Raw genomic sequence first — 18,123 nt, forward strand, 5'->3', positions numbered from 1 at the left:
CCACGGACCCCGACTCCAACCGCCAGGGTCACTATGTCAGGCCACCCCTCTTACACAGAGGATCTGACACGCCCGGACGGTCCTCAACGCAGTCACCTTGCTCGTCGAGGTGGCCTGGCCAATCATGTCGATCCCCCAAGCAATGAGTGTCGACAACGCCTTCGCTCGGACAACACATCCCAACAATCCCTGGACGCTCTGGACCCGGACCTGTCTGTTCTTTGGGGTCGAAGTCGTCGTGTCACCACCCGGAGAGCTCGGCTGGACCAATCACGTTGAAGGCGACAACAACCTGTGGCAGTCCCGCACCATCAACCGTCACTTCTGTCCCGATATCAACGCCGTCCGTGACATCTCCGACACGGCCTGCGACTGGTTCAACACCAAACGCCCCATCCTCGATCCCAACCTCTGTGGCACTCGCTACCCAGCCGAACACATCGCCAACCACCGAGAGGCGCTGCGATGGCCACCCGACACCATCATCGCCGACCACCTCGATACCAAAGGCAAACTCCACATCCCCCTCGCAGCCGGGAGAGTCACCTTCCTCCGCCGCGTCGACCGAGAAACCGTCACCATTGCGCGGACCCGCTGGCCTACCCCCGGCCTCCCAAACGGTGCGCTTGTCATCGCCTCAATCACCACCAGCGACAAGACGCTCACACTCCGACATCGCGGAGAAGACCTGGCACGCCTGCCCTACCCGATCAACAAGCTGGAAACGATGTACTGGCGGTAAACCGTCAACGATGTCCTGACGGTTCCCCCCTACTGCCTAGAGCTCATTGCCTAAGGCACATGGCCACGGCTCACTGCTCGTGTCCGACGGTTCCATGGCCACGGCCTACGGCTCACTGCTCGTGTCCGACGGTTCCATGGCCACGGCCTACGGCTCACTGCTCGTGTCCGACGGCTCCATGCCTATGGCCCAAGGCTCATTGCCTAAGGCCCAGGGCCACAGCTCGCTACTCACGATTGCTGTACTTGTCTACCTCGAGAAACAACCCGTCGATGCCGGTCACCACAATCGCATCACCCTCACCGATCCCCGCCTCTCGCCGGGCGGTCGCCTTCCAGCGAGCCCCATCCACCTGGACCTCGCCGTCGGGAACGAGCGCACCAGCAGCCACGCCTGAACGCCCGACCATGTGTTCCCGGCCGATGGTCGGAGTTGAGAACCGCGCCCTGGCAACCGTCGGCATGGCGAACTGATAGAAGAGCCACACGCCGATGACCGCAAAGACAACACCCCATGCATTGGGAACGATTTGAGGAGATCCGTCGGTGAACGTGAATCCACCGATTAGCTGGAGAGACGCTCCGAGCACGCTCAAGACCCTGAAGCGGCCCCGTTGGTAGTCGACATTGAAGAGCCATGCACCGAGAAGGACCAGCAGGATCCCCCACCATCGCAGGGGGAGGTTGACCAGGCCGTATCCCGCCATGAGCAAGGAGGCGGCTGCCACACCGGCGGCCACTCCGGGCCCGATCGCATAGAACTCGAACGCCGCAATCGCCAAACCGGCGATCAGGAAGAAGAAGGCGGCCTCGGGAGCCAATGCCGTCCGAGCAGTCCGAGTCACAACCCCGGGTTGGCGGAAGCGGACCGGAACCGTGGTCGTGATGGTCTGGCCGTCAACCTCCACTTCACGAACGGTGGAGAGGGAGATCGTCTCTCCTGCAACGACAAAGGTCGCTCCATCCAGGGCGGCGACTGCCTGGCTATCGGCGGGTGGTGTGGCGTCTATGAGACCCGCAAGCGGGGAACTGACTTCAAACGTGTCTTTGAGACTCTCGATGTCCTCGAGTGTGATGCCGGCATGGATCTCCAATCCCCCGCCGGTACCCGCCACCCTCGGACTCAGATAACCGATCTCGGAGCCGAGCGCCGCCAGCCTGACCGGAGCCGCGAGAAACAACTGAAGAGCACCGCCGTAGGCGCGTGCGGGCGCAGGGCCGACCCACACCGCCACAGGCAGCGGAGGGTTGCGAACCAGGTCGATGAGGTCATCGATCTCGTCCGAGAGAGCACCGGGGGAATCTATCTGGATGATCACCGCCAGGGCCCCGTCCTCGGCGGACGCTTCTATCTCATCGATGACGTAGCCGATTCCCAGCCCGTCCAGTGGTCCCTTGATCTCGATGATGTCTACCGGTGCATCACCTTCCTGAGCAGCTACAGGCATCGCGACGACAAGCGCGGCAAGCAGAAGCACCGTGGAGGAGAAGCGGCGAAGCATCACGACATCGTACTCAGAACGTCGAACCTAGGACTCAACCTGACTATGTCTCGCCAATCTCCGATGGTGCTGCCTCACCTCGCTCCGGCTAAAGTTCCCGCTATGTCGAAGGTGCTGCTCGTAGCGGATGCACCCTGGGTTCGAAACCAGGTGGCGGGCGCCCTCAGCGATTCAGGAACCGAATTGCGCGAGGTCACCGATCCGCGTGCTGCGGTCGATGAGGTCATCGACTTCGATCCCGACGTGATCATCATCGATATGCAGATCGGGAGCATGGGCGGCATGGCCGTCGCCAGAGCCGTTCGCGATAGTGCGTATGAGACTCATCTCGCCGACGTTCCGCTTGTGCTGCTACTCGATCGGGCCGCCGACGCGTTCATCGCCAAGCGGGCTTCGGCTCATGCCTGGCTCACGAAGCCCTTAACCGCCCAGGATCTCCGGGCCACTTTGGAGCAGGTGCAGGGCGCCGGGGCCATCCGCTGACGGGGTTCCACCCCGGTGCGACGGCACGACCATGATCCCACTGTTGGCCATATTGACCGTGTGTGTCACTGCTTCCGGTTTTCTCTCCGGTTCGGAGACCGCGCTCATTGCCATCCCGCGCGAGCGGGTGCACCAACTCGAGGACAAGAGTCGGAGTGGCCGGTATCTCGCCTTGCTTACAAGTGATCCCGAGCGAACGCTCGGCACATTGCTGGTCGCCAACAACTTCGTGAACATCCTCGGTGCTTCGGTCGCCACCGTCATCGCCATCCAGCTCATTGAAGGTGGTTTCGGCGAAGAGGCGGGATCGGTTTGGGGCCCGTGGGCGTCGACCCTGCTGTTCACAGCCCTCATCCTCATTGTCGGCGAGATTACGCCGAAGACCCTGGCTGCACGGTACCCGGATCAATTCTCGCTGGTGGTTGCCCGACCCATCTGGTTTCTCACCCGAGCGATCAGCCCCATTACCCGCGTGTTCGTGGGTATTGGCAGAGCCATTCTCCGTCTGTTCGGGGCGACGGACCTATGGGTGAGCCCGATCACGGAAGGGGACATCAAGGCAATGGCCAAGCTCGGAGAAGCGGCCGGGGAAATCGAATCGGCCGAACGAGCCATCATCGATTCCGTCTTCCGTCTCTCGGACCGGCCGGTGCGCGACGCCATGACCCGTCGGGTCGACATCGTTCCGTTGATTGCGCCCCTCACCAAGGAGAGCATCCGCTCGGCTGTCATCCGGACGGGGCATTCCCGGTATCCCGTCGTTGCAGAGGACGGGAACCTGGATCACATCCTGGGCATCTTCTACGCCAAGGATCTCCTGCGATCCGCAGACAATCTTCCACCGCCGCGCCTCATCCGCCTGCTCCGGGAGCCGCACTACGTGCCGGAGAGCACCCCGGTGCTCGATGTGTTCCAGCAGATGCGTCACCATCGGCTGGGTTTCGCCGTCGTGCTCGACGAGCATGGTGGAGTCGACGGCATCGTGACCATCAAGGATCTGGTGGCTGAACTCGTCGGAGAACTCCAGGACGAGTACGACCCGGGTATCCCGGAGGCTGTTCCGATCGGTCACAGAACGTGGATGGTTGACGGTCGCATGCCTGTGGAAGATCTTGCCGCAGCCATTGCGGAGGAACTGCCCGAAGGCCCCTACGCCACAGTCAGCGGCCTGTTCCTCTTCTTGTCGGGAGACATCCCGGAGGAGGGGTCGATTGTCGAACACGACGGAACACAATTCGTCGTTGACCGCATGGACAAACTCCGAATCGACCGGATTCGCGTGGAGACCGGGTTCGAGCATCCCTGAACCGAGTATCATGCTGCCCCACACAGATCGGGACGTGGCGCAGCATGGCAGCGCGCAGCGTTCGGGACGCTGAGGTCGTGGGTTCAAGTCCCACCGTCCCGACTAGAGAAACACCAGGTGAAGGCCGCCCGCAAGGGCGGCCTCTGGTTTTGGATGTCGTTTCCATCGCGCGTCAGAGGAGGCCTCGTTGTGTGCAACTGACGGTGACGGGTTACATCGGTGGGCTCCTGCGTCTTCTGTCGTAGTCGTTCGTATGGGGTTTGGCCGTCGAGGCCGCCGTGGGGTCGGTTGAAGTTGTAGAAGTCCTCCCACTCTTGCAGCTTGTCGTTGAAGAGGGCGGTGTCGTCGATGACCATTCCGTCGAGCATCCGGTAGAACTCTTCTTCGTCGATCCGATGCGACCTCTCGACCTTGCCGTTGAGACGGGGTGTGGCTGGTTTGATGTAGACGTGTCTGATGCCTCGGTCCAAGACGTGGTAGTGGAATTGGGTGCCGAACTCTCCACCGTTGTCGGTTTGGATCACGTCCACCCGGAAGGGCAGTTTGGCCAGCAGGTAGTCGAGGAACTGGATGGCCGTTTTCTGGTTGCAGCGGGGGTAGACCCTGAGCACTCGCAGTCGGGTGCAGTCGTCGATAGCGGTGAACTGATAGAAGCGTTTCCCGGCTCCTCCCACCGGGGTGATGAACTTGACGTCGACCTGGACGGCGTGCCCCGGCTTGGGTTTCTCATAGCGCTTCCAGCGTTTCTGATAGGTCTTGTGCTTCTGGGAGGCCGGCAGCCGGTTCAGCTCAAGACGCTGCAAGATCCGCCACACCCCCGACTTGGAGACTTCGATGTCGTGGTGGCGCTTCAGATACATGGAGATCTTCCCTGGTCCGAAGTGGTAGTTCTGTCTCAGGTAGATGATCTTGCCCACCACCTCAGCGGAGGTGGCATTAGGACTGTGGTGGGGACGATGGGACTTGTTACGGAGCCCTCGAGCCCTTTCTCCTCGTACCTGCGCAGCCACCGGTAGAAGGTTTGGCGGGTAATCCCGTAATACCGGCAGGTCTGGGCCACGTTGCCGGTCACTTCCTCAGCATGTTGGATGATCGCCAAACGATGATTCACCAGTCGCTGTTGTTCCCTCTCAGTCATCGGTTCTCCTCGTCTAGTTGGAGAACCCTACGTGTAACCAATCTCCGTCAGTTCGACAAGGAGGCCTCGTCCGCGATCCTGGTCCCGGCGGGGAAGAAATCGGTCGCCGAGACGGTCGGCGGCTTGCCGGTCGGCTTCGGTGGTGGCCTGGGCGTAGATGCCCAAGGTGAGCCGGGGGTCGGTGTGACCGAGGCGAGTCTGTGCCGTCTTGATATCGACGCCTTCGAGGACGAGTCCGGCGGCGAACCGCCCAGGCAGCCGGCGGGGAAGCCTATTGGGAGGCAGGTCGGCCATCGGGGACGGTGGTTCGAGTGGTGCTGCCGGTGGCCGGCGGTGGCCGCCCCCTGGTCCGCTCACCTGATCGCTTTCGGCTCTTCGACAATCAGCCCAGAGCCGCCCGCAGTTCGGTTGAATCCATCACACCTTCAAATCGATGGGTGACGACCCCTCTGCCGTCGACGACGAAGACCCATGGCTCCGACGGAAGATTCCATCCCGATGAGGTAACAGCCGGAGCCAGGTGCGCACCATCGGGAACGAAGTCGGGATCCGTGAACCCCGTGTAGATCTCCACGTGCACGAAGTTGACGTTGGGGTAGCCAGCGGCGACCTCCTTGGTCTGTTCGAGCACCGGACCGCACGTTGCCGTGCGGCAGAAGGCAGGGGTGCTGAACACCACTACGGTGGGCGTCCCCGACCGAACAGCTTCGTCTAGAGACATCCGGTAGAAACGTGGATCGGGTTCTGGATCGGTGGTGATGGCGTCGAGGCTTTGGTCCTCCCCGGTCGGTGTTGACACCAGCGGGGCCAAATCGCCAACGTTGGGAGCGATGGTCTCTTCATACACGACCACGGTGCTCGGTGCGAGGGGGCGGCCGGCTTCGGGCACAACCGTCACGTTCCAGGGGCCAGGTCGACTGAAGTCGAAATCGGCTCGATACAGACCAAAGGCGTCCTCGATGATCCAGGTGAAGACGCCGGTGGTGCGCTGTCGCAACTCGGGCTGATCGGCCGGGGCAACCTCGATGGCGATGATGTCCTGCGGCGAGCCAAGGCGACCACCGTCGCTTTCCGCCACCGCGACGTTCAAACGGGACGGCCCGACGGCGACGTCCGTACTCGCGATGATGGAGATGGCTCCATCCGGGAAGCCGCCGGTGTCAGGGCTCGGCTGCTCATTGAGGCCGCCACATGCCGACGCCACCACCACCAGTGTTGCGACGATTGCGATGCGTCTCATTCGGAATCCACCACTTCTGTGGCGATCAGCAGGTCGCCTTCTTGGTGGAACTCGACTCGCACTGGTGCTCCGCTGACCAGGTGATCCCGGATGTGCGAGAGGGGGCCACCCTCGAAGAGGAGGCCCGGTTGGGGGGTCAGTTCGAGAGTCGAGCCGTCGGCTAGCAGGATCGAGAAGCTGCCGACATCGACGAGACCGCCGTCGACGACCACCACTACGCCGGTTTCGTGCTGACTCGAGTGCGGGTCGGTCCCGGCGGGCGAGTCCGCCGGATCAGGTGTCTCCGTCCCGCCGACCGCCGAGCATCCTGCCAGAAGGCCCAGGGCTAGAAGGAGAAGTCCGCGCGCAGCCCGCAACCTCATGTTCCGTCTGAGTCAGCGGTCGCGGGGATTTTGGAATCGCGAGCGATGAGAATGACGAACCCGGCTGCCAACATCAGCAGGAGCAGGGTGGCGATGTTGCCGGCCATCAGGGCGACATTGCTGGTGGACGGTGTCGTCGAGGAACCGCGAGAAGGGGTGGCCCCCGATCCGCTCGCACCCGTGGTGAGGTTCTCCGACCCCGTGGTTCCACCCCCATCGACAGGTTGTGTAGCCGCAACCACAGTCACACGACCGACCATCTCGGGATGGATGATGCAGAAGTACTCGATCACACCCACCTGATCGAACTGCATGGTCCAACTCTCGCCGGTCATCAGGAATCCTGAATCGAAGCTCTCGTCTCGGGCCGTGACAGTGTGCGGAAGTTCACCGATGTTGCTCCACGTGACGCTGCTTCCCGCCTGCACCTCGATGTCCAACGGGTCGTAGGCGTTGTCGACCATGTCGACTACCACCGCCCCCGCGGGGCCGGCGGCGGATCCTCCCCTTTGGTCGACGAGCAATCGATCCTGGTCCCCCCCGCCGGTGTCGTCTCCGCTCGTGAGTGGTGCTTCGCCGCTGCTGTCGGTGACGAGGATGGTGCCGGTCATCTCCGGGTGGAGGGTGCAGAGGTAGTTGAAGGTTCCCGGGCTGATGAAGGTATGGCTCCAGGTGTCGCCGCTCATCATAAAGCCCGAGTCGAACTGGCCGAGGGCGGTGACGGTGTGCGGCAGTTCGCCTAAATTCACCCAACTGACGGTAGACCCGACGGATATCGTGCGACTGCGTGGTTGATAGTCGTTGTCGACAACGTTGATCGCGCCGCGCGGTGCCGCCGGCGGATCCGATGGTGGTGGTGGTGGTGGTGTAGTTGGGTCTGCCGGAGGTGGTGCCTCGCCGCTGCTGTCGGTGACGAGGATGGTGCCGGTCATCTCCGAGTGGAGGGTGCAGAGGTAGTTGAAGGTTCCCGGGCTGGTGAAGGTATGGCTCCAGGTGTCGCCGCTCATCAGTATCCCTGAGTCGAACTGGCCGGCGGCGGTTGCCGTGTGCGGTAGCGCTCCCGTGTTGGCCCAACTCACGGTCGAGCCGACCGCGACGGTCATCGTGCCCGGCAAGTAGTCGTTGTCGATGATCGAGACGTCACCCGTCCCGGGCGGTAGAGGGGGCGGAGGAGGAGGGGGCGGAGGAGGAGGTGGAGGCGGTGGCGGAGGCTCTCCGCCGCTGCCCCCCACCACAACAGTCCCCACCATGTCCGGATGGATGATGCAGAAATACTCGACGGTGGCAGGATTCGTGAAGGTACGCGAGAAACTCTGGCCCGCATCGAAGATTCCACTGTCCCAAGACCCATCCCGAGCGGTGACCGTGTGCTGGCGATCCTGATTGACCCAGGTCACCGTTCCGCCGACGCTCACGGTTATGGATCCCGGCCGAAACGTGTCATCGAGAATCATCACGTCGCCGGTCGGCGGAGGCGGGGGTGGCGGCACTCCTGGGTCACCTGAAGCCGTGGTCACGATGATCGTGCCGTAGTAGCTCGAGTCGTCTCGATCACGGTCGTCCATATACAGATAGGTGCCTTCGACGTCGAACGTGACTGCGAAGCCCTGACCAGGGTCGAGATTGCCAGAATCGAAGTCGACCGGTCCAGAGGTCGTCCGCATGCGGTGTCGGGTCTCGTCGTTGTTGCTCCAGGTCACCGTATCTCCGACGTCGATGGTCAGGTCACGGGGGGTCAACGTGTCGGTGATTGATACGGTCGACTCTGCCGCAGAGGCGATGGGCGGAAACAGGGCGAGCACCACGAGGCTGGCCACCAAACCTCGGAGCATCCTGCGCGCAGAATGGCGAGGCTTGCTTGTCGCTCTCGGAGAGCCGGAAACCGATGCACTCATCGTGGGGTGACCTCGTTGGTTCGTGTTCGTTCGTCGGGGGTGCGTGGTTCAACCCCGCGCTCGGGCAGGTGTGAAGCAGCCTGATGCAAACCTGGTTAGTGAGTCCTCCGGCGGTAGTAAGAAAATCGTAAAGCCGGAGACGGCTCGCACCTGCAAAGCTCGGCTCCATCCGGCACCCTGGTCGCTCGGCGTTCCCGATCGGCCAAACAGCGAGTAGCTCACCGCAGGGCCAGGACTCTCGCCCGGACATCCGGCGGGATGACCGAGTCCGGATCGCGGTGCCCCGCCAGTCCGGTGTGAGCATCGACGAGCGCCGCGTAGAGCGGAGGACAGGTAGGGCAGACTTCGAGGTGACTCTCGACCATGAGAGCTGTATCCGGCCCGAGCACCCCATCTAGATAGTCGGACACGTGTTTCCGAGCGTCCCAGCACCGCATCGGTACCTCCTTGAGCATCATCCGACGTTCGTGACCTTCTGCCAGGGCATCCACCAACATCATCCGCCCCCGTCGCAACCGCTGTTTGGCGGCGGGTAGTGAGACTCCCTGCACCTCGGCGATCTCTCGCACTTTCCACTCTTCAGCATCATGAAGTACAACGGCCGTTCGGTAGGCGAACGGGAGACGGACTAACGCGTCCTCCAGTTCCTCACGTGTCTGCACCCGCTCGGCGACGGCCTCGGGATCAACCGTGTAGTCGTTGTCGTGCCACTTCTCTTCGACCTCCTCGACGGCGACTTCGCGGGCGGATCTCCGCACGCGGTCGATGGCCAGATTGTGCAGAATCCGCCGAAGCCAGCCGCCCAGCGGTGCGTCGCCTCTGAATTGATCACGCCGCTCGATGGCTCTCACCACCGTGTCGTGTACGAGGTCACCGGCGAGATCCGGATTGCGAGTAATGGCCAAGGCAAAGCGGTACAAGTCGTCGAGATGCTCGCCTAGCTCAGCAGTCTCGAACATCAGCGTCCTGCCGACCGGATAAGGGCGTATCCGCCAAGGCCGACCCCGATCGCCACGAGGATCCACGAAGGGCCGGTCAGCAGTCCCACTCCGGTGAGCAGGACCCCGGCGATGCCCGACACCTGCAGATCGGAACGGCTAACGGTCGCCACCGAGCTGGTATCGCCCTGGGCCACCGCCTTGAACAGCTCAACGAGTTCTGAGCGTGACCGACGTCCTGTATAGCGAGCGAGCTCGGTGCCGTCCTTCACGGCGATCAGCGTAGGGGTCCCAATGACCTTCCACGAGGCCACCTGGTCGGGTTCCTCGGTAGCGTCGATCACGAGCAGATCGACCACGCCCTCGTGTTGGGCGGCCACCGCGTCGAGGTCGGACTGCATTGCCCGACACTCGACACAGTGGGGAGTCTTCACCTCGATCAGGGTCGGGTTGTCGTAGTCGGCGAACATCGCTGATGGTGTTCAGACTCGTGCGGTTTCCCGATTGGTGCGGAACCTGAAGATCGCATACAGCGGGCACCAGCCGACCAGTCCGGTGATGAGCGGGACGAAACCGAAGACTCCGAGAAAGGTGCCAAGGCCACCATCCACGGTGCCGGAGAAACCTAGGTAGATGAGAACAACACCGAGGACGACCCGAGCGATCCGATCCCAGCTTGCTTCGTTGATGGACATTGCTGCTCCTTGAGTAGCTTCTTACCCCCCAAAGACGAACGATCCGGCAATTTGGATACAAATGTCGCCGGGACCATCAAGCGGCCCATTCGCTGGGGAGGGATCGGCCACCGGTCGCCGATCCGGCCTTTCTGCGCGGTTTCGATGCAGAGATTTCGTTAACAGACGCTGGAGGACTCTCAAAGGTCGGCGCCGGCATTCTGGCTCCAGTATCGATTCAACAGAGGAGACAGGAAGAATGCTCAAGCGCATCACAGCAGTAGTCGCCACACTCATCACGGCCCTCCTGGCGGTAGGGATCGTGTCGGCGGCAGTTGGACCATCATCCGACGACTCGACATCGACCACCGCCACCAGCGCACCCACCGCGGCCACCTTGCCTGTCCCTGGTGACTCTGAAACCGTCATCTACGAGGTCGGCGATGCCGGCACCGTGACCCTGGCGTCCGACGGTACGGCCTTGTCAATCGTCGCTGCGGAGGCGGCTGAAAGCTGGACGGCGGAGGTAGAAGCAGCCACCGGCCTCGAGGTGGAAGCCGACTTCCGCAACGGCACCCGCCGTCTCCAGTTCAAAGCCGAATTTGAAGACGGTGAGGTTCGGGTCGAGGTTCGTGAGCGAGCCGATGACAATGCTGGGGACGACGACTCGACCAGTACCACGGTGACGATGCCGGATGACTCAGGCACCACGCCGACCTCGTTGCCGGATGATTCGAGCACGACGTCGACTTCGACGCCGGATGATTCGAGCACGACGTCGACTTCGATGCCGGATGGATCGAGCAGCACGTCGACGACCCTGCCTTCGGCCGGTGGTGACGCGGTAACGGTGACCTACGACGCTGGCGGCGGAGGGACCGTGACAATCGCCAGGAAGGGCTCGAACCTTTCGATCGTTGCCACCAATCCTGCGGCCGGCTGGTCACATGAGGTCGAGGTCGCCTCAGGCCTCCAGGTGGAGGCCGACTTCCGCAACGGCGGTCGTCGTATCCAGTTCGATGCAGAGATCGAAGATGGAGAGGTTCGCATCCGGATTAGAGAGAGCAATGGCTAGGTCGAACTAGCGAGCTTGCGCTCGAACCAACTGCCCGGAGCCGATCCTCCCCCCGGCTCCGGGCAGTTGGTGTCCGGTTCGAATTCCGTGGCAGGGATCGATTTCAAGGCGATCCGGGCTCGGATCGGGCCGGTTGCCTCGAAGCAGCTCAGACGCTGGCGTACGGACATGATCAGCTCGTCACCCTCCAGTTCAACGACGGGCAGTTGCTGCGTTCGCGTACCGGCCCGATCCGCGGACTGCGCAAAGACCAGCGGGTCAGGGTGAGCGTCGACGAAGCGGTGACTTCCCCAGCGCGGTAGAGGGGTTTCTCAGCAACTGGTCTGCCACGCGCCACGCCATTTCGAGCAACTTTGTCCGGGATCGTCCTAGCTTCCCAAGTCGAGCCGAGCGAGAGCCTGCTCGACCTCCCAATGACGCTGCTCAGCGGGCTGCATCAACATCACCGTACGATGTGGGACGGTGGACAGCATGGGTGAGGACCACCGACCTTGGACCTTCCTCACCAGCCATGTACGCGTCCTCATCGTGATCGCACAGCAACCTGACCTGCGAGTCCGCGACATCGACGCCGTGGCGGACATCACGGAACGGTCTACGCAGCGGATCGTGGCCAATCGCGAAGCCGCCGGCTATCTGAGCCTTGAGAGGATCGGCCGTCGCAACCACTACCGGGTCCGATCAACCGAGAACTTCCTCCACCCTCATGAGCAGGGCATCGAAATCGGCTTGCTCCTCGGTTTGCCTGCCGACCTCACAGCGCCGCCGACGAACGGCGCTCACAGACCTGAGCCCTCACCGCCACCGGTCGATCGACACACGGTGCCACGCCCCTCCGCGGGGAGCGTCAGCTCGGTCCATCGAGGTCGTTGGCCTCGTGCCAGTTCTCCACCGCCTCACGGGCGGCGGCCGTGCCCACGATCAGCGCCGCAGCAGGATCAGCCCATACCCCTTCCCCGCCCGCCCATAAGTGCCGGTCCTTCGGAGCCACTGGTCGCACCGCTCTCCGGAAAACCTGCCAGGTAGGAACGGCCTGTGCGGAAGCGGCCAACCATCCATGTGACCTCGGGTCCGCCAACCAAGATTCAGCCAGATCACCGGTCTGAGCGACAACGCCAACTTCTGAGACCGCACCCGATCGGGGCTCGAACACGCACCGTTGGGTGTGCGATAACGCGCGGGTGGTGGGCGATCTGTGCGCTGGATCCCTCGCCGGGGACCGTCGGCGCGCTCGGGTTCGAGTCCTGTGAGGCCACTGCACATTGTCGAACCCAGGATCATCCACCAGAGCATGTATTCCGGGTCTCTTCCTAGCCTGGGAAAGTGTCGTTTCACAAACCTGCCACCGGTTGAGGCCTCGCTTCTACTGAGACGACAGGACCTCAGCCCTCGAGCTCGGAGTGCATTCGAAGCCGCTCAACGCGACGGTGCTCAATCAGTAGCACCACGAACAACACGATGACAACGAGCGTCAACATATTGAGGCCCTCGAGTGAGGCCCCGAGGAAGACGATGGCGGTTATGACGATGGCGCCAACCAGCCGTTCACGCGCCTGAGCTCGAAAGGCGCGCCATACCGCGAGGAATACCCCGACCAGGAACAAGGAGAGGCCGCCGGCCATCATGGCTCGGAACTCCAGCGGGATGGCGTCGCGGGGGTGCAGCGCAATCTCCTCGAGCGCAGCCGCCGCCAGGATGATGCCGGCGACGATGGGAGCATGAGCCCAGGTATATACGTCGCGGACGTACTGGCCGACTGCTTGGCCGTCGAGCCTGGAGGCAGCGAACTCGAGACCAGGGCTCGGCCGATCGAAATACGCCCACCACAGCAGACCGGCGAATGCGCCCGAGGCCAGCAGCGCCGAGATGGTGGCCAGGGGCAAGCTGCCGCCCTTCTCCAGAGCGGCGACCACGGGAATCCCGATCGCAACTATCACCTCGCCCAGAGCGATGATGATGATCAGCCCGTGGCGCTCAGCAAAGTGGCCCGAACGCACCATCCACTCGCCGTCAGAGGCTCTGAACATCGCCCACAGCACAATGGCCACCGTGCCCAGCCAGAGGGCCAGCCTGACCGTACCATCAAAGAACGATCCGACGACAAGCACCGCGATGGCGACGACATTTGGAGCGATCCAGGTGTAGACAGCAGTGCGGTAGCTGAAGTTCCCGGTGATGCCCAACGTCTGCATACGGAATCCGATGAGCATGATCCCGGTGAGAGCGATGGCGAATGTGGGTCCGCCCCCGGCGAACGCAGTGGAAGTGGAGGCCGCCATGGGGATGCTGACCACGGTGGCGATGAGGAACAGGGCGCGCACCGGCCGCCCGTTGCCCGATATCGCATTGGCCGCCCATGTCAGCTGCTGCCACGGCAGCCACAACAGACCAAACAGCAGGGCAGCCTTCCCCACGCCCGCCCACGTCGGCTCCTCGATGAGCAGGGCCACCAACTGCGAGAAAGCGAACACATAGGCCAGGTCGAAGAACAGTTCAACGGGGTCTGCCGTGAAGTCCTCAGTCGGCGGTGGAAGTTCGATGCCTTTCATGGAGGGGGATTGTACGTGAGCGTATCGCCCGAGCAGAGCAGCAAATATGGGCGATAGCGCCCGCTTCGCTCACCTGTCCGGTATCGCAGCACCACCCACATCGTCAATCAGGCATTCATGAGGGAGTGGGCCGTGTCAAGGGGTGTTGTTTCGCGTTCTTCATGGTGGGTGGGCGCGTCGAAACTTGCAACAGCGGATCGCTTGATCGGATCGGTTGTTCAGGTCAGGAGAATGGGTGGTGCTCCTTGGTTGGTGGGGACACGGTTGTCGCCGGCTCCTACCCCGATGGGGGGCGAGGCGGTTCGGTGCCTGGGCATTCATCCGCCACGCACAATGTGGTGGGCATGGAGCGGTACGGCCACAGCAACCGCTGGGCTCATTCACATGCGTCGACCCGCACCAGGGGTGGGGTCATGCCTGATATCGAGCTCGCAGCTGTTGCCGTGTCCGAACCTCACGCCGCCTCTTTCAGGCAGCGGATCTCACCGTCCCGTATCCCGTAGTAGACCAGGGTGAGGAGTTTGCGGGCGGCGGCGACTCGGGCGATGTTGGTGCCTCGACGTTCGGCGATCCGTTGGTAGCTGTCCCGGATCGGGGTTCCGCCCCGCCAGCGGGCCACCGCCTCGACCGCCGCCCATCTGACCAGCGCCGAGCCCTGTTTGGTGATCGACCGGCGGAACACCTTGTCGTCGGATTCCCGATGCCTTGGCGTCAAACCCACCCAGGAACAGAGCCGTTTCGGGTTGGGGAAACGGTCGATATCGCCGATCTCGGCGACGAACACCCCCGCAAAGACCCGACCCACCCCCGACAGCTGCTGGACAGTCCGATACCCAGCGTCGTCGCGCAACTGGAGATGGACCCGCCGGTCCAGTTCGGTGATCTCCCGGTCATAGCGGCCGATCAGGTCCCGTAGCGAGTCGATCCGATGCTCGTAGGCTTCACCGAGCGGTGTCTCTTCGAGGAACCGGGCCCCATGCGGACCCCACAGCGTCGTCAACGACGGTATCACCCCTTCTTTGCCCAACACCGAATGCACCTGGGACTTCAACCCGGTGCGAAGCTGCGACAACTTGTGGCGATACCGCACCAACTCCCGCAGCTGGCGCAGCGACCGAGGAGCGATCCACGACTCAGGCAGACTCCCCACCCGCAACAAGTCCGCCAACAAAGTGGCATCCCGATCGTCGTTCTTGACCCGACGGTTCTCGAACCCCTTCACCCCCAACGGATGTGCCAAATGAACTCGGCCACCAGCCTCCTCAATCACATCAGCCGCCCAATACCATCCCCACGTAGCCTCCAGGACAACCTCGGGTTCGGGGCCGGCTTCCCCGAACCGCCGCCGCCAACGCCATCGGCGAGTTCTCGATCCTCCGCGACGACACCTTTCTGCCATCCGGATCCATGATCACCACCACCGACCGGCGCCTATGCAAGTCAATACCCACGTAACGTGACACAACGGGCCTCCCTTCTCGAGGCGGACATTGACACCCCGAAGTATCGGGGAACCGTCAACGGGGAGCGGAGGCCCGCTCCCTCATCGCATCACATCACGAGCGGTCGGATTTGCGCTGAATCGCCCTCGCCGTTTCCGCGGTCCTTGCCCTGAGATCGGTGAGCTGATTGTTGGCGGAGAGCACATCCGCAGCCTCGACGTCGTGTCCGTTGGCCGGATGGATCAGCAGGTCGGACAGGCTACCCATGCCGCCGAAAGCCGTCAGCAGGTGATCAACTCCGTATTGATCTCCGGCTCTGATCCGCTCTACGTCTCGCTCGACCCATTGAGCCCACACGTCTTCGCCAAACGATCGAAGCAACCCGGCCAGCTCAGTCGCAGCTTCGATGAGTTGGTCGGGTGAGCCGGCGGCCTTTGAATCGTTCATTTCTTCATGATGGCGTCTCCGCCGGGGCATGTCTCGCCTCCGGTTGGACACCTGTGGCTCGCCGTCATCCCTCATGGCCTTCGTGGGTCACCGTTTCGACCGGGAGAAAGCGCTTGGCGCGCCTCATGCTGAACACGATGGCGGCAACCAGCATGGTCACGATGATCGCCAATGACAGATAGGTGTTCATGTGAAACCAGTGCGAGATCGCCATCTTGATGCCGACAAAGATCAAGATTCCGCCGAGCGCGTGCGACAGGAAGTGGAAACGGTCCTTGGCGTTGGCCAGCAGGAAGTACATAGCCCGCAGGCCGAGGATGGCGAACGCGTTCGAGGCGAACACCAGGTAGGGCTCATTGGAGACGGCCAGGATGGCGGGGACCGAGTCGACGGCGAAAATGACGTCGGTGATCTCGACCACGAACAAAGCGGACAGCAACGGAGTGGCAGCTCGCCTCCCGTTGAGTCTGGTGAAAAACTTCTGTCCGTCGAGCTGGTCGGTGACGGGCATGATCTTGTGCAACAACCCGAGGCCGCGAGTGGCTTCTTTGGCGCCCTCGTCGGCCCGATGGCGAATGACCTTTACGCCGGTGTAGACGAGGAATACCCCGAATACGAGCAACAGCCACCAGAACCGGCTGATGAGAGCGGTCCCCAACAGGATGAAGATCGCTCGCAGAGCGAGAGCTCCAAAAATGCCCCAGAAGAGAACCCGATGTTGATATCTCAAGGGGATCGCCAGGGTGGAGAACAACATCGACCAGACAAAGACATTGTCGACACTGAGGGACTTTTCGATCAAGTACCCACTGATGTACTCACCAAAGGCGTCGTAGCCGAAGGTGACGGCAATGAAGACCGAGAACGCCAGCCCGCATGCCACCCACACAAGCGACTCGTACAGCGCCTCTTTGGGAGAGGGGGCGTGTGCGTCACGGTGCCGGTACAGATCTATCGCCAGCAGAGCGACGATGATCACGAGCAGGGCGGACCAGGCCCACGCGGGCACATCGAGATCGACAAAACTCGAACGGTCGCCTTCAGCCGCGGCCAGTATCAATTGAGCATCCTTTCGACTATCACCAGACGGACAGTCGAAGGTCTCGCTCTCACCGGGACGGGTGAGCCGGGGAACCGGGCAGCGCACTGCCGGACTGACGGCCGATCCCGGGGGCTACTCGCCCTCGACGACCGTATTCTGGCCTGCGTAACAGACCGCCGCAAGGCCGTCCTTCACCGCGGCAGCGTCGTCTCGCGCCTAGAAGCCGTGCTCTATGCTCGGCCCATGGAGAAAGTGGTTGACCGTCTCCGCAGGTGGAACGATTCGGCGGTGCGGTATCACACCCGGCTCGTGTTGGACGGGGCTGAGCCGGACACCGCCGAGATGCGGACCAGGGCCGACGAGGTACGCGCGAGTCCAGACTGCGGTGCGGTAATCGATGGCAGTTTTGTGGACCCACGCCACGCCTACCGCAAGTGGCAGGGCGCTCACTGGGCACTGGTGCAGCTAGCCGAACGGGGCCATCCCGGTGGAGACCCACGCCTCGAACAGGTACAGGAGGTCGTGTTCGCATGGATCCTGTCGCCGGCGTTTCTGAAACCGAACTGGACCCGGCACATCGAAGGACAGTCCGATCGGGTGCGACGTTGTGCCTCGATGGAGGGCAACGTTCTCTGGGCAAGCCTGCAGCTGGGCCTGATGGACGAGCGGTTGCAGGTGCTTGCGGATCGGCTCGGGACAATGCAATGGCCCGATGGGGGCTGGAATTGCGATGTGCGCCCTCAAGCGCGCCGGTCATCCTTCGTAGAGACCGTGCTGGGACTGCGGGGCCTGGCGGCTTGGGTGGAGGCGACAGGCGACAGGACCGCCAATGGCACGCTCGAAAGAGGTATCGAGCTTCTGTTGGAACACCACCTGCTCTTTCACCGCAGTGGCGCCCTGATGGTACCCAACTGGGGGCCCCGACCCGACAAGATTGGATTCCCGATCCGTTTCTTCGATGTTCTTCTTGTTCTGGAGCTCATGGCCGACATCGGCTGCCTCGACGACCCGCGCTGCAATCGGGCCCTCGACCTACTCCTTTCCAAACGCACCGCGGACGGTGGATTTCCGATGGAGGTGAGACGGGCCCGCACCGCAACCGAGATCTGTAGCAATTGCACGTTCGCCGAGTGGGGGCCCGGTGGGAAGACCCAGACAAACCCCTGGGTGACCATCCGCGCCCTTCGGGTGCTCGGAGCCACCGGCCGCCAGCAGTGATCTGCCTCGTGCATTTGACGTCGTAGTAACCGGCCGCAGAGTCGGAGGGTGGGCCGAAAGAGGTGGCGATG

At 62.7% G+C, this 18,123-nt stretch carries 18 protein-coding genes, 1 tRNA gene and 1 pseudogene; 6 read left to right on the forward strand and 14 right to left on the reverse strand.

Going from position 1 to position 18,123, the window contains the following annotated elements; genetic code table 11:
* Positions 1-109: 109 nt before the first annotated feature.
* A complete protein-coding gene (locus tag P1T08_06905; protein ID MDF1595810.1) occupies positions 110-742 on the forward strand; it encodes a hypothetical protein in 633 nt (210 codons plus the stop codon).
* Positions 743-968: 226 nt separating this feature from the next.
* On the opposite strand, the gene P1T08_06910 is transcribed toward P1T08_06905, so the two are convergent.
* Positions 969-2,243 (reverse strand): NfeD family protein, encoded by a 1,275-nt coding sequence (locus tag P1T08_06910; protein ID MDF1595811.1) that lies wholly within the window; start codon positions 2,241-2,243, stop codon positions 969-971.
* Between the two features lie 102 nt (positions 2,244-2,345).
* On the opposite strand from P1T08_06910, the gene P1T08_06915 reads away from it, so the two are divergent.
* The 3 genes from P1T08_06915 to P1T08_06925 all read left to right on the forward strand — a co-directional run bounded on the left by P1T08_06915 (position 2,346) and on the right by P1T08_06925 (position 4,134).
* A complete protein-coding gene (locus P1T08_06915) occupies positions 2,346-2,726 on the forward strand; it encodes a response regulator (GenBank protein MDF1595812.1) in 381 nt (126 codons plus the stop codon).
* A 31-nt stretch (positions 2,727-2,757) separates the two neighbouring features.
* Positions 2,758-4,032 (forward strand): hemolysin family protein, encoded by a 1,275-nt coding sequence (locus tag P1T08_06920; GenBank protein ID MDF1595813.1) that lies wholly within the window; start codon positions 2,758-2,760, stop codon positions 4,030-4,032.
* A gap of 28 nt (positions 4,033-4,060) precedes the next feature.
* Positions 4,061-4,134: transfer RNA gene (locus tag P1T08_06925), tRNA-Pro, on the forward strand.
* Between the two features lie 131 nt (positions 4,135-4,265).
* Here the strand turns inward: P1T08_06925 and P1T08_06930 are convergent.
* The 8 genes and pseudogenes from P1T08_06930 to P1T08_06965 all read right to left on the reverse strand — a co-directional run bounded on the left by P1T08_06930 (position 4,266) and on the right by P1T08_06965 (position 10,300).
* Positions 4,266-5,170: pseudogene (locus P1T08_06930) on the reverse strand (IS481 family transposase).
* Positions 5,171-5,197: 27 nt separating this feature from the next.
* Positions 5,198-5,464 carry a hypothetical protein gene (locus P1T08_06935; protein ID MDF1595814.1) on the reverse strand — a complete coding sequence of 89 codons (267 nt, stop codon included), beginning with the start codon at positions 5,462-5,464 and terminating at the stop codon, positions 5,198-5,200.
* An 88-nt stretch (positions 5,465-5,552) separates the two neighbouring features.
* Positions 5,553-6,410, reverse strand: coding sequence for a thioredoxin family protein (locus P1T08_06940; protein MDF1595815.1), 858 nt, complete (start codon positions 6,408-6,410; stop codon positions 5,553-5,555).
* Positions 6,407-6,772, reverse strand: a complete 366-nt coding sequence (locus P1T08_06945) for a hypothetical protein (protein MDF1595816.1) — start codon at positions 6,770-6,772, stop codon at positions 6,407-6,409. Before P1T08_06945 ends, P1T08_06940 begins: the two co-directional genes overlap by 4 nt.
* Positions 6,769-8,604, reverse strand: coding sequence for a plastocyanin/azurin family copper-binding protein (locus P1T08_06950; protein MDF1595817.1), 1,836 nt, complete (start codon positions 8,602-8,604; stop codon positions 6,769-6,771). The genes P1T08_06945 and P1T08_06950 overlap by 4 nt, the downstream gene beginning before the upstream one ends.
* Before the next feature lie 281 nt (positions 8,605-8,885).
* A complete protein-coding gene (locus P1T08_06955) occupies positions 8,886-9,626 on the reverse strand; it encodes a sigma-70 family RNA polymerase sigma factor (protein ID MDF1595818.1) in 741 nt (246 codons plus the stop codon).
* The gene (locus P1T08_06960; GenBank protein ID MDF1595819.1) at positions 9,626-10,075 is read right to left on the reverse strand and encodes a thioredoxin family protein; all 450 of its coding nucleotides are present in this window, start codon (positions 10,073-10,075) and stop codon (positions 9,626-9,628) included. The genes P1T08_06955 and P1T08_06960 overlap by 1 nt, the downstream gene beginning before the upstream one ends.
* A gap of 12 nt (positions 10,076-10,087) precedes the next feature.
* On the reverse strand, positions 10,088-10,300 hold the full coding sequence (locus P1T08_06965) for a DUF2892 domain-containing protein (GenBank protein MDF1595820.1): 213 nt from the start codon (positions 10,298-10,300) through the stop codon (positions 10,088-10,090).
* Positions 10,301-10,538: 238 nt separating this feature from the next.
* Here P1T08_06965 and P1T08_06970 point away from each other — a divergent pair, with 238 nt between their 5' ends.
* Positions 10,539-11,354, forward strand: coding sequence for a hypothetical protein (locus P1T08_06970; GenBank protein ID MDF1595821.1), 816 nt, complete (start codon positions 10,539-10,541; stop codon positions 11,352-11,354).
* An 847-nt stretch (positions 11,355-12,201) separates the two neighbouring features.
* Here the strand turns inward: P1T08_06970 and P1T08_06975 are convergent.
* From P1T08_06975 to P1T08_06995, 5 genes are all read right to left on the reverse strand, one after another.
* On the reverse strand, positions 12,202-12,354 hold the full coding sequence (locus P1T08_06975) for a hypothetical protein (GenBank protein ID MDF1595822.1): 153 nt from the start codon (positions 12,352-12,354) through the stop codon (positions 12,202-12,204).
* A 382-nt stretch (positions 12,355-12,736) separates the two neighbouring features.
* A complete protein-coding gene (locus P1T08_06980) occupies positions 12,737-13,903 on the reverse strand; it encodes a low temperature requirement protein A (protein MDF1595823.1) in 1,167 nt (388 codons plus the stop codon).
* A 454-nt stretch (positions 13,904-14,357) separates the two neighbouring features.
* The gene (locus P1T08_06985; GenBank protein ID MDF1595824.1) at positions 14,358-15,302 is read right to left on the reverse strand and encodes an IS110 family transposase; all 945 of its coding nucleotides are present in this window, start codon (positions 15,300-15,302) and stop codon (positions 14,358-14,360) included.
* A 157-nt stretch (positions 15,303-15,459) separates the two neighbouring features.
* Positions 15,460-15,792: a hypothetical protein gene (locus P1T08_06990; GenBank protein ID MDF1595825.1), complete on the reverse strand. Its 333-nt coding sequence runs from the start codon at positions 15,790-15,792 to the stop codon at positions 15,460-15,462.
* A gap of 64 nt (positions 15,793-15,856) precedes the next feature.
* Positions 15,857-16,852, reverse strand: a complete 996-nt coding sequence (locus P1T08_06995; GenBank protein MDF1595826.1) for a TerC family protein — start codon at positions 16,850-16,852, stop codon at positions 15,857-15,859.
* 225 nt (positions 16,853-17,077) lie between these two features.
* On the opposite strand from P1T08_06995, the gene P1T08_07000 reads away from it, so the two are divergent.
* Complete coding sequence (locus tag P1T08_07000; protein MDF1595827.1) at positions 17,078-18,052, forward strand: hypothetical protein; 975 nt, start codon at positions 17,078-17,080, stop codon at positions 18,050-18,052.
* The last annotated feature ends 71 nt before the right edge of the window (positions 18,053-18,123 follow it).

The organism is Acidimicrobiia bacterium (assembly GCA_029210695.1).
Classification (GTDB): domain Bacteria; phylum Actinomycetota; class Acidimicrobiia; order Spongiisociales; family JAHEDJ01; genus JAHEDJ01.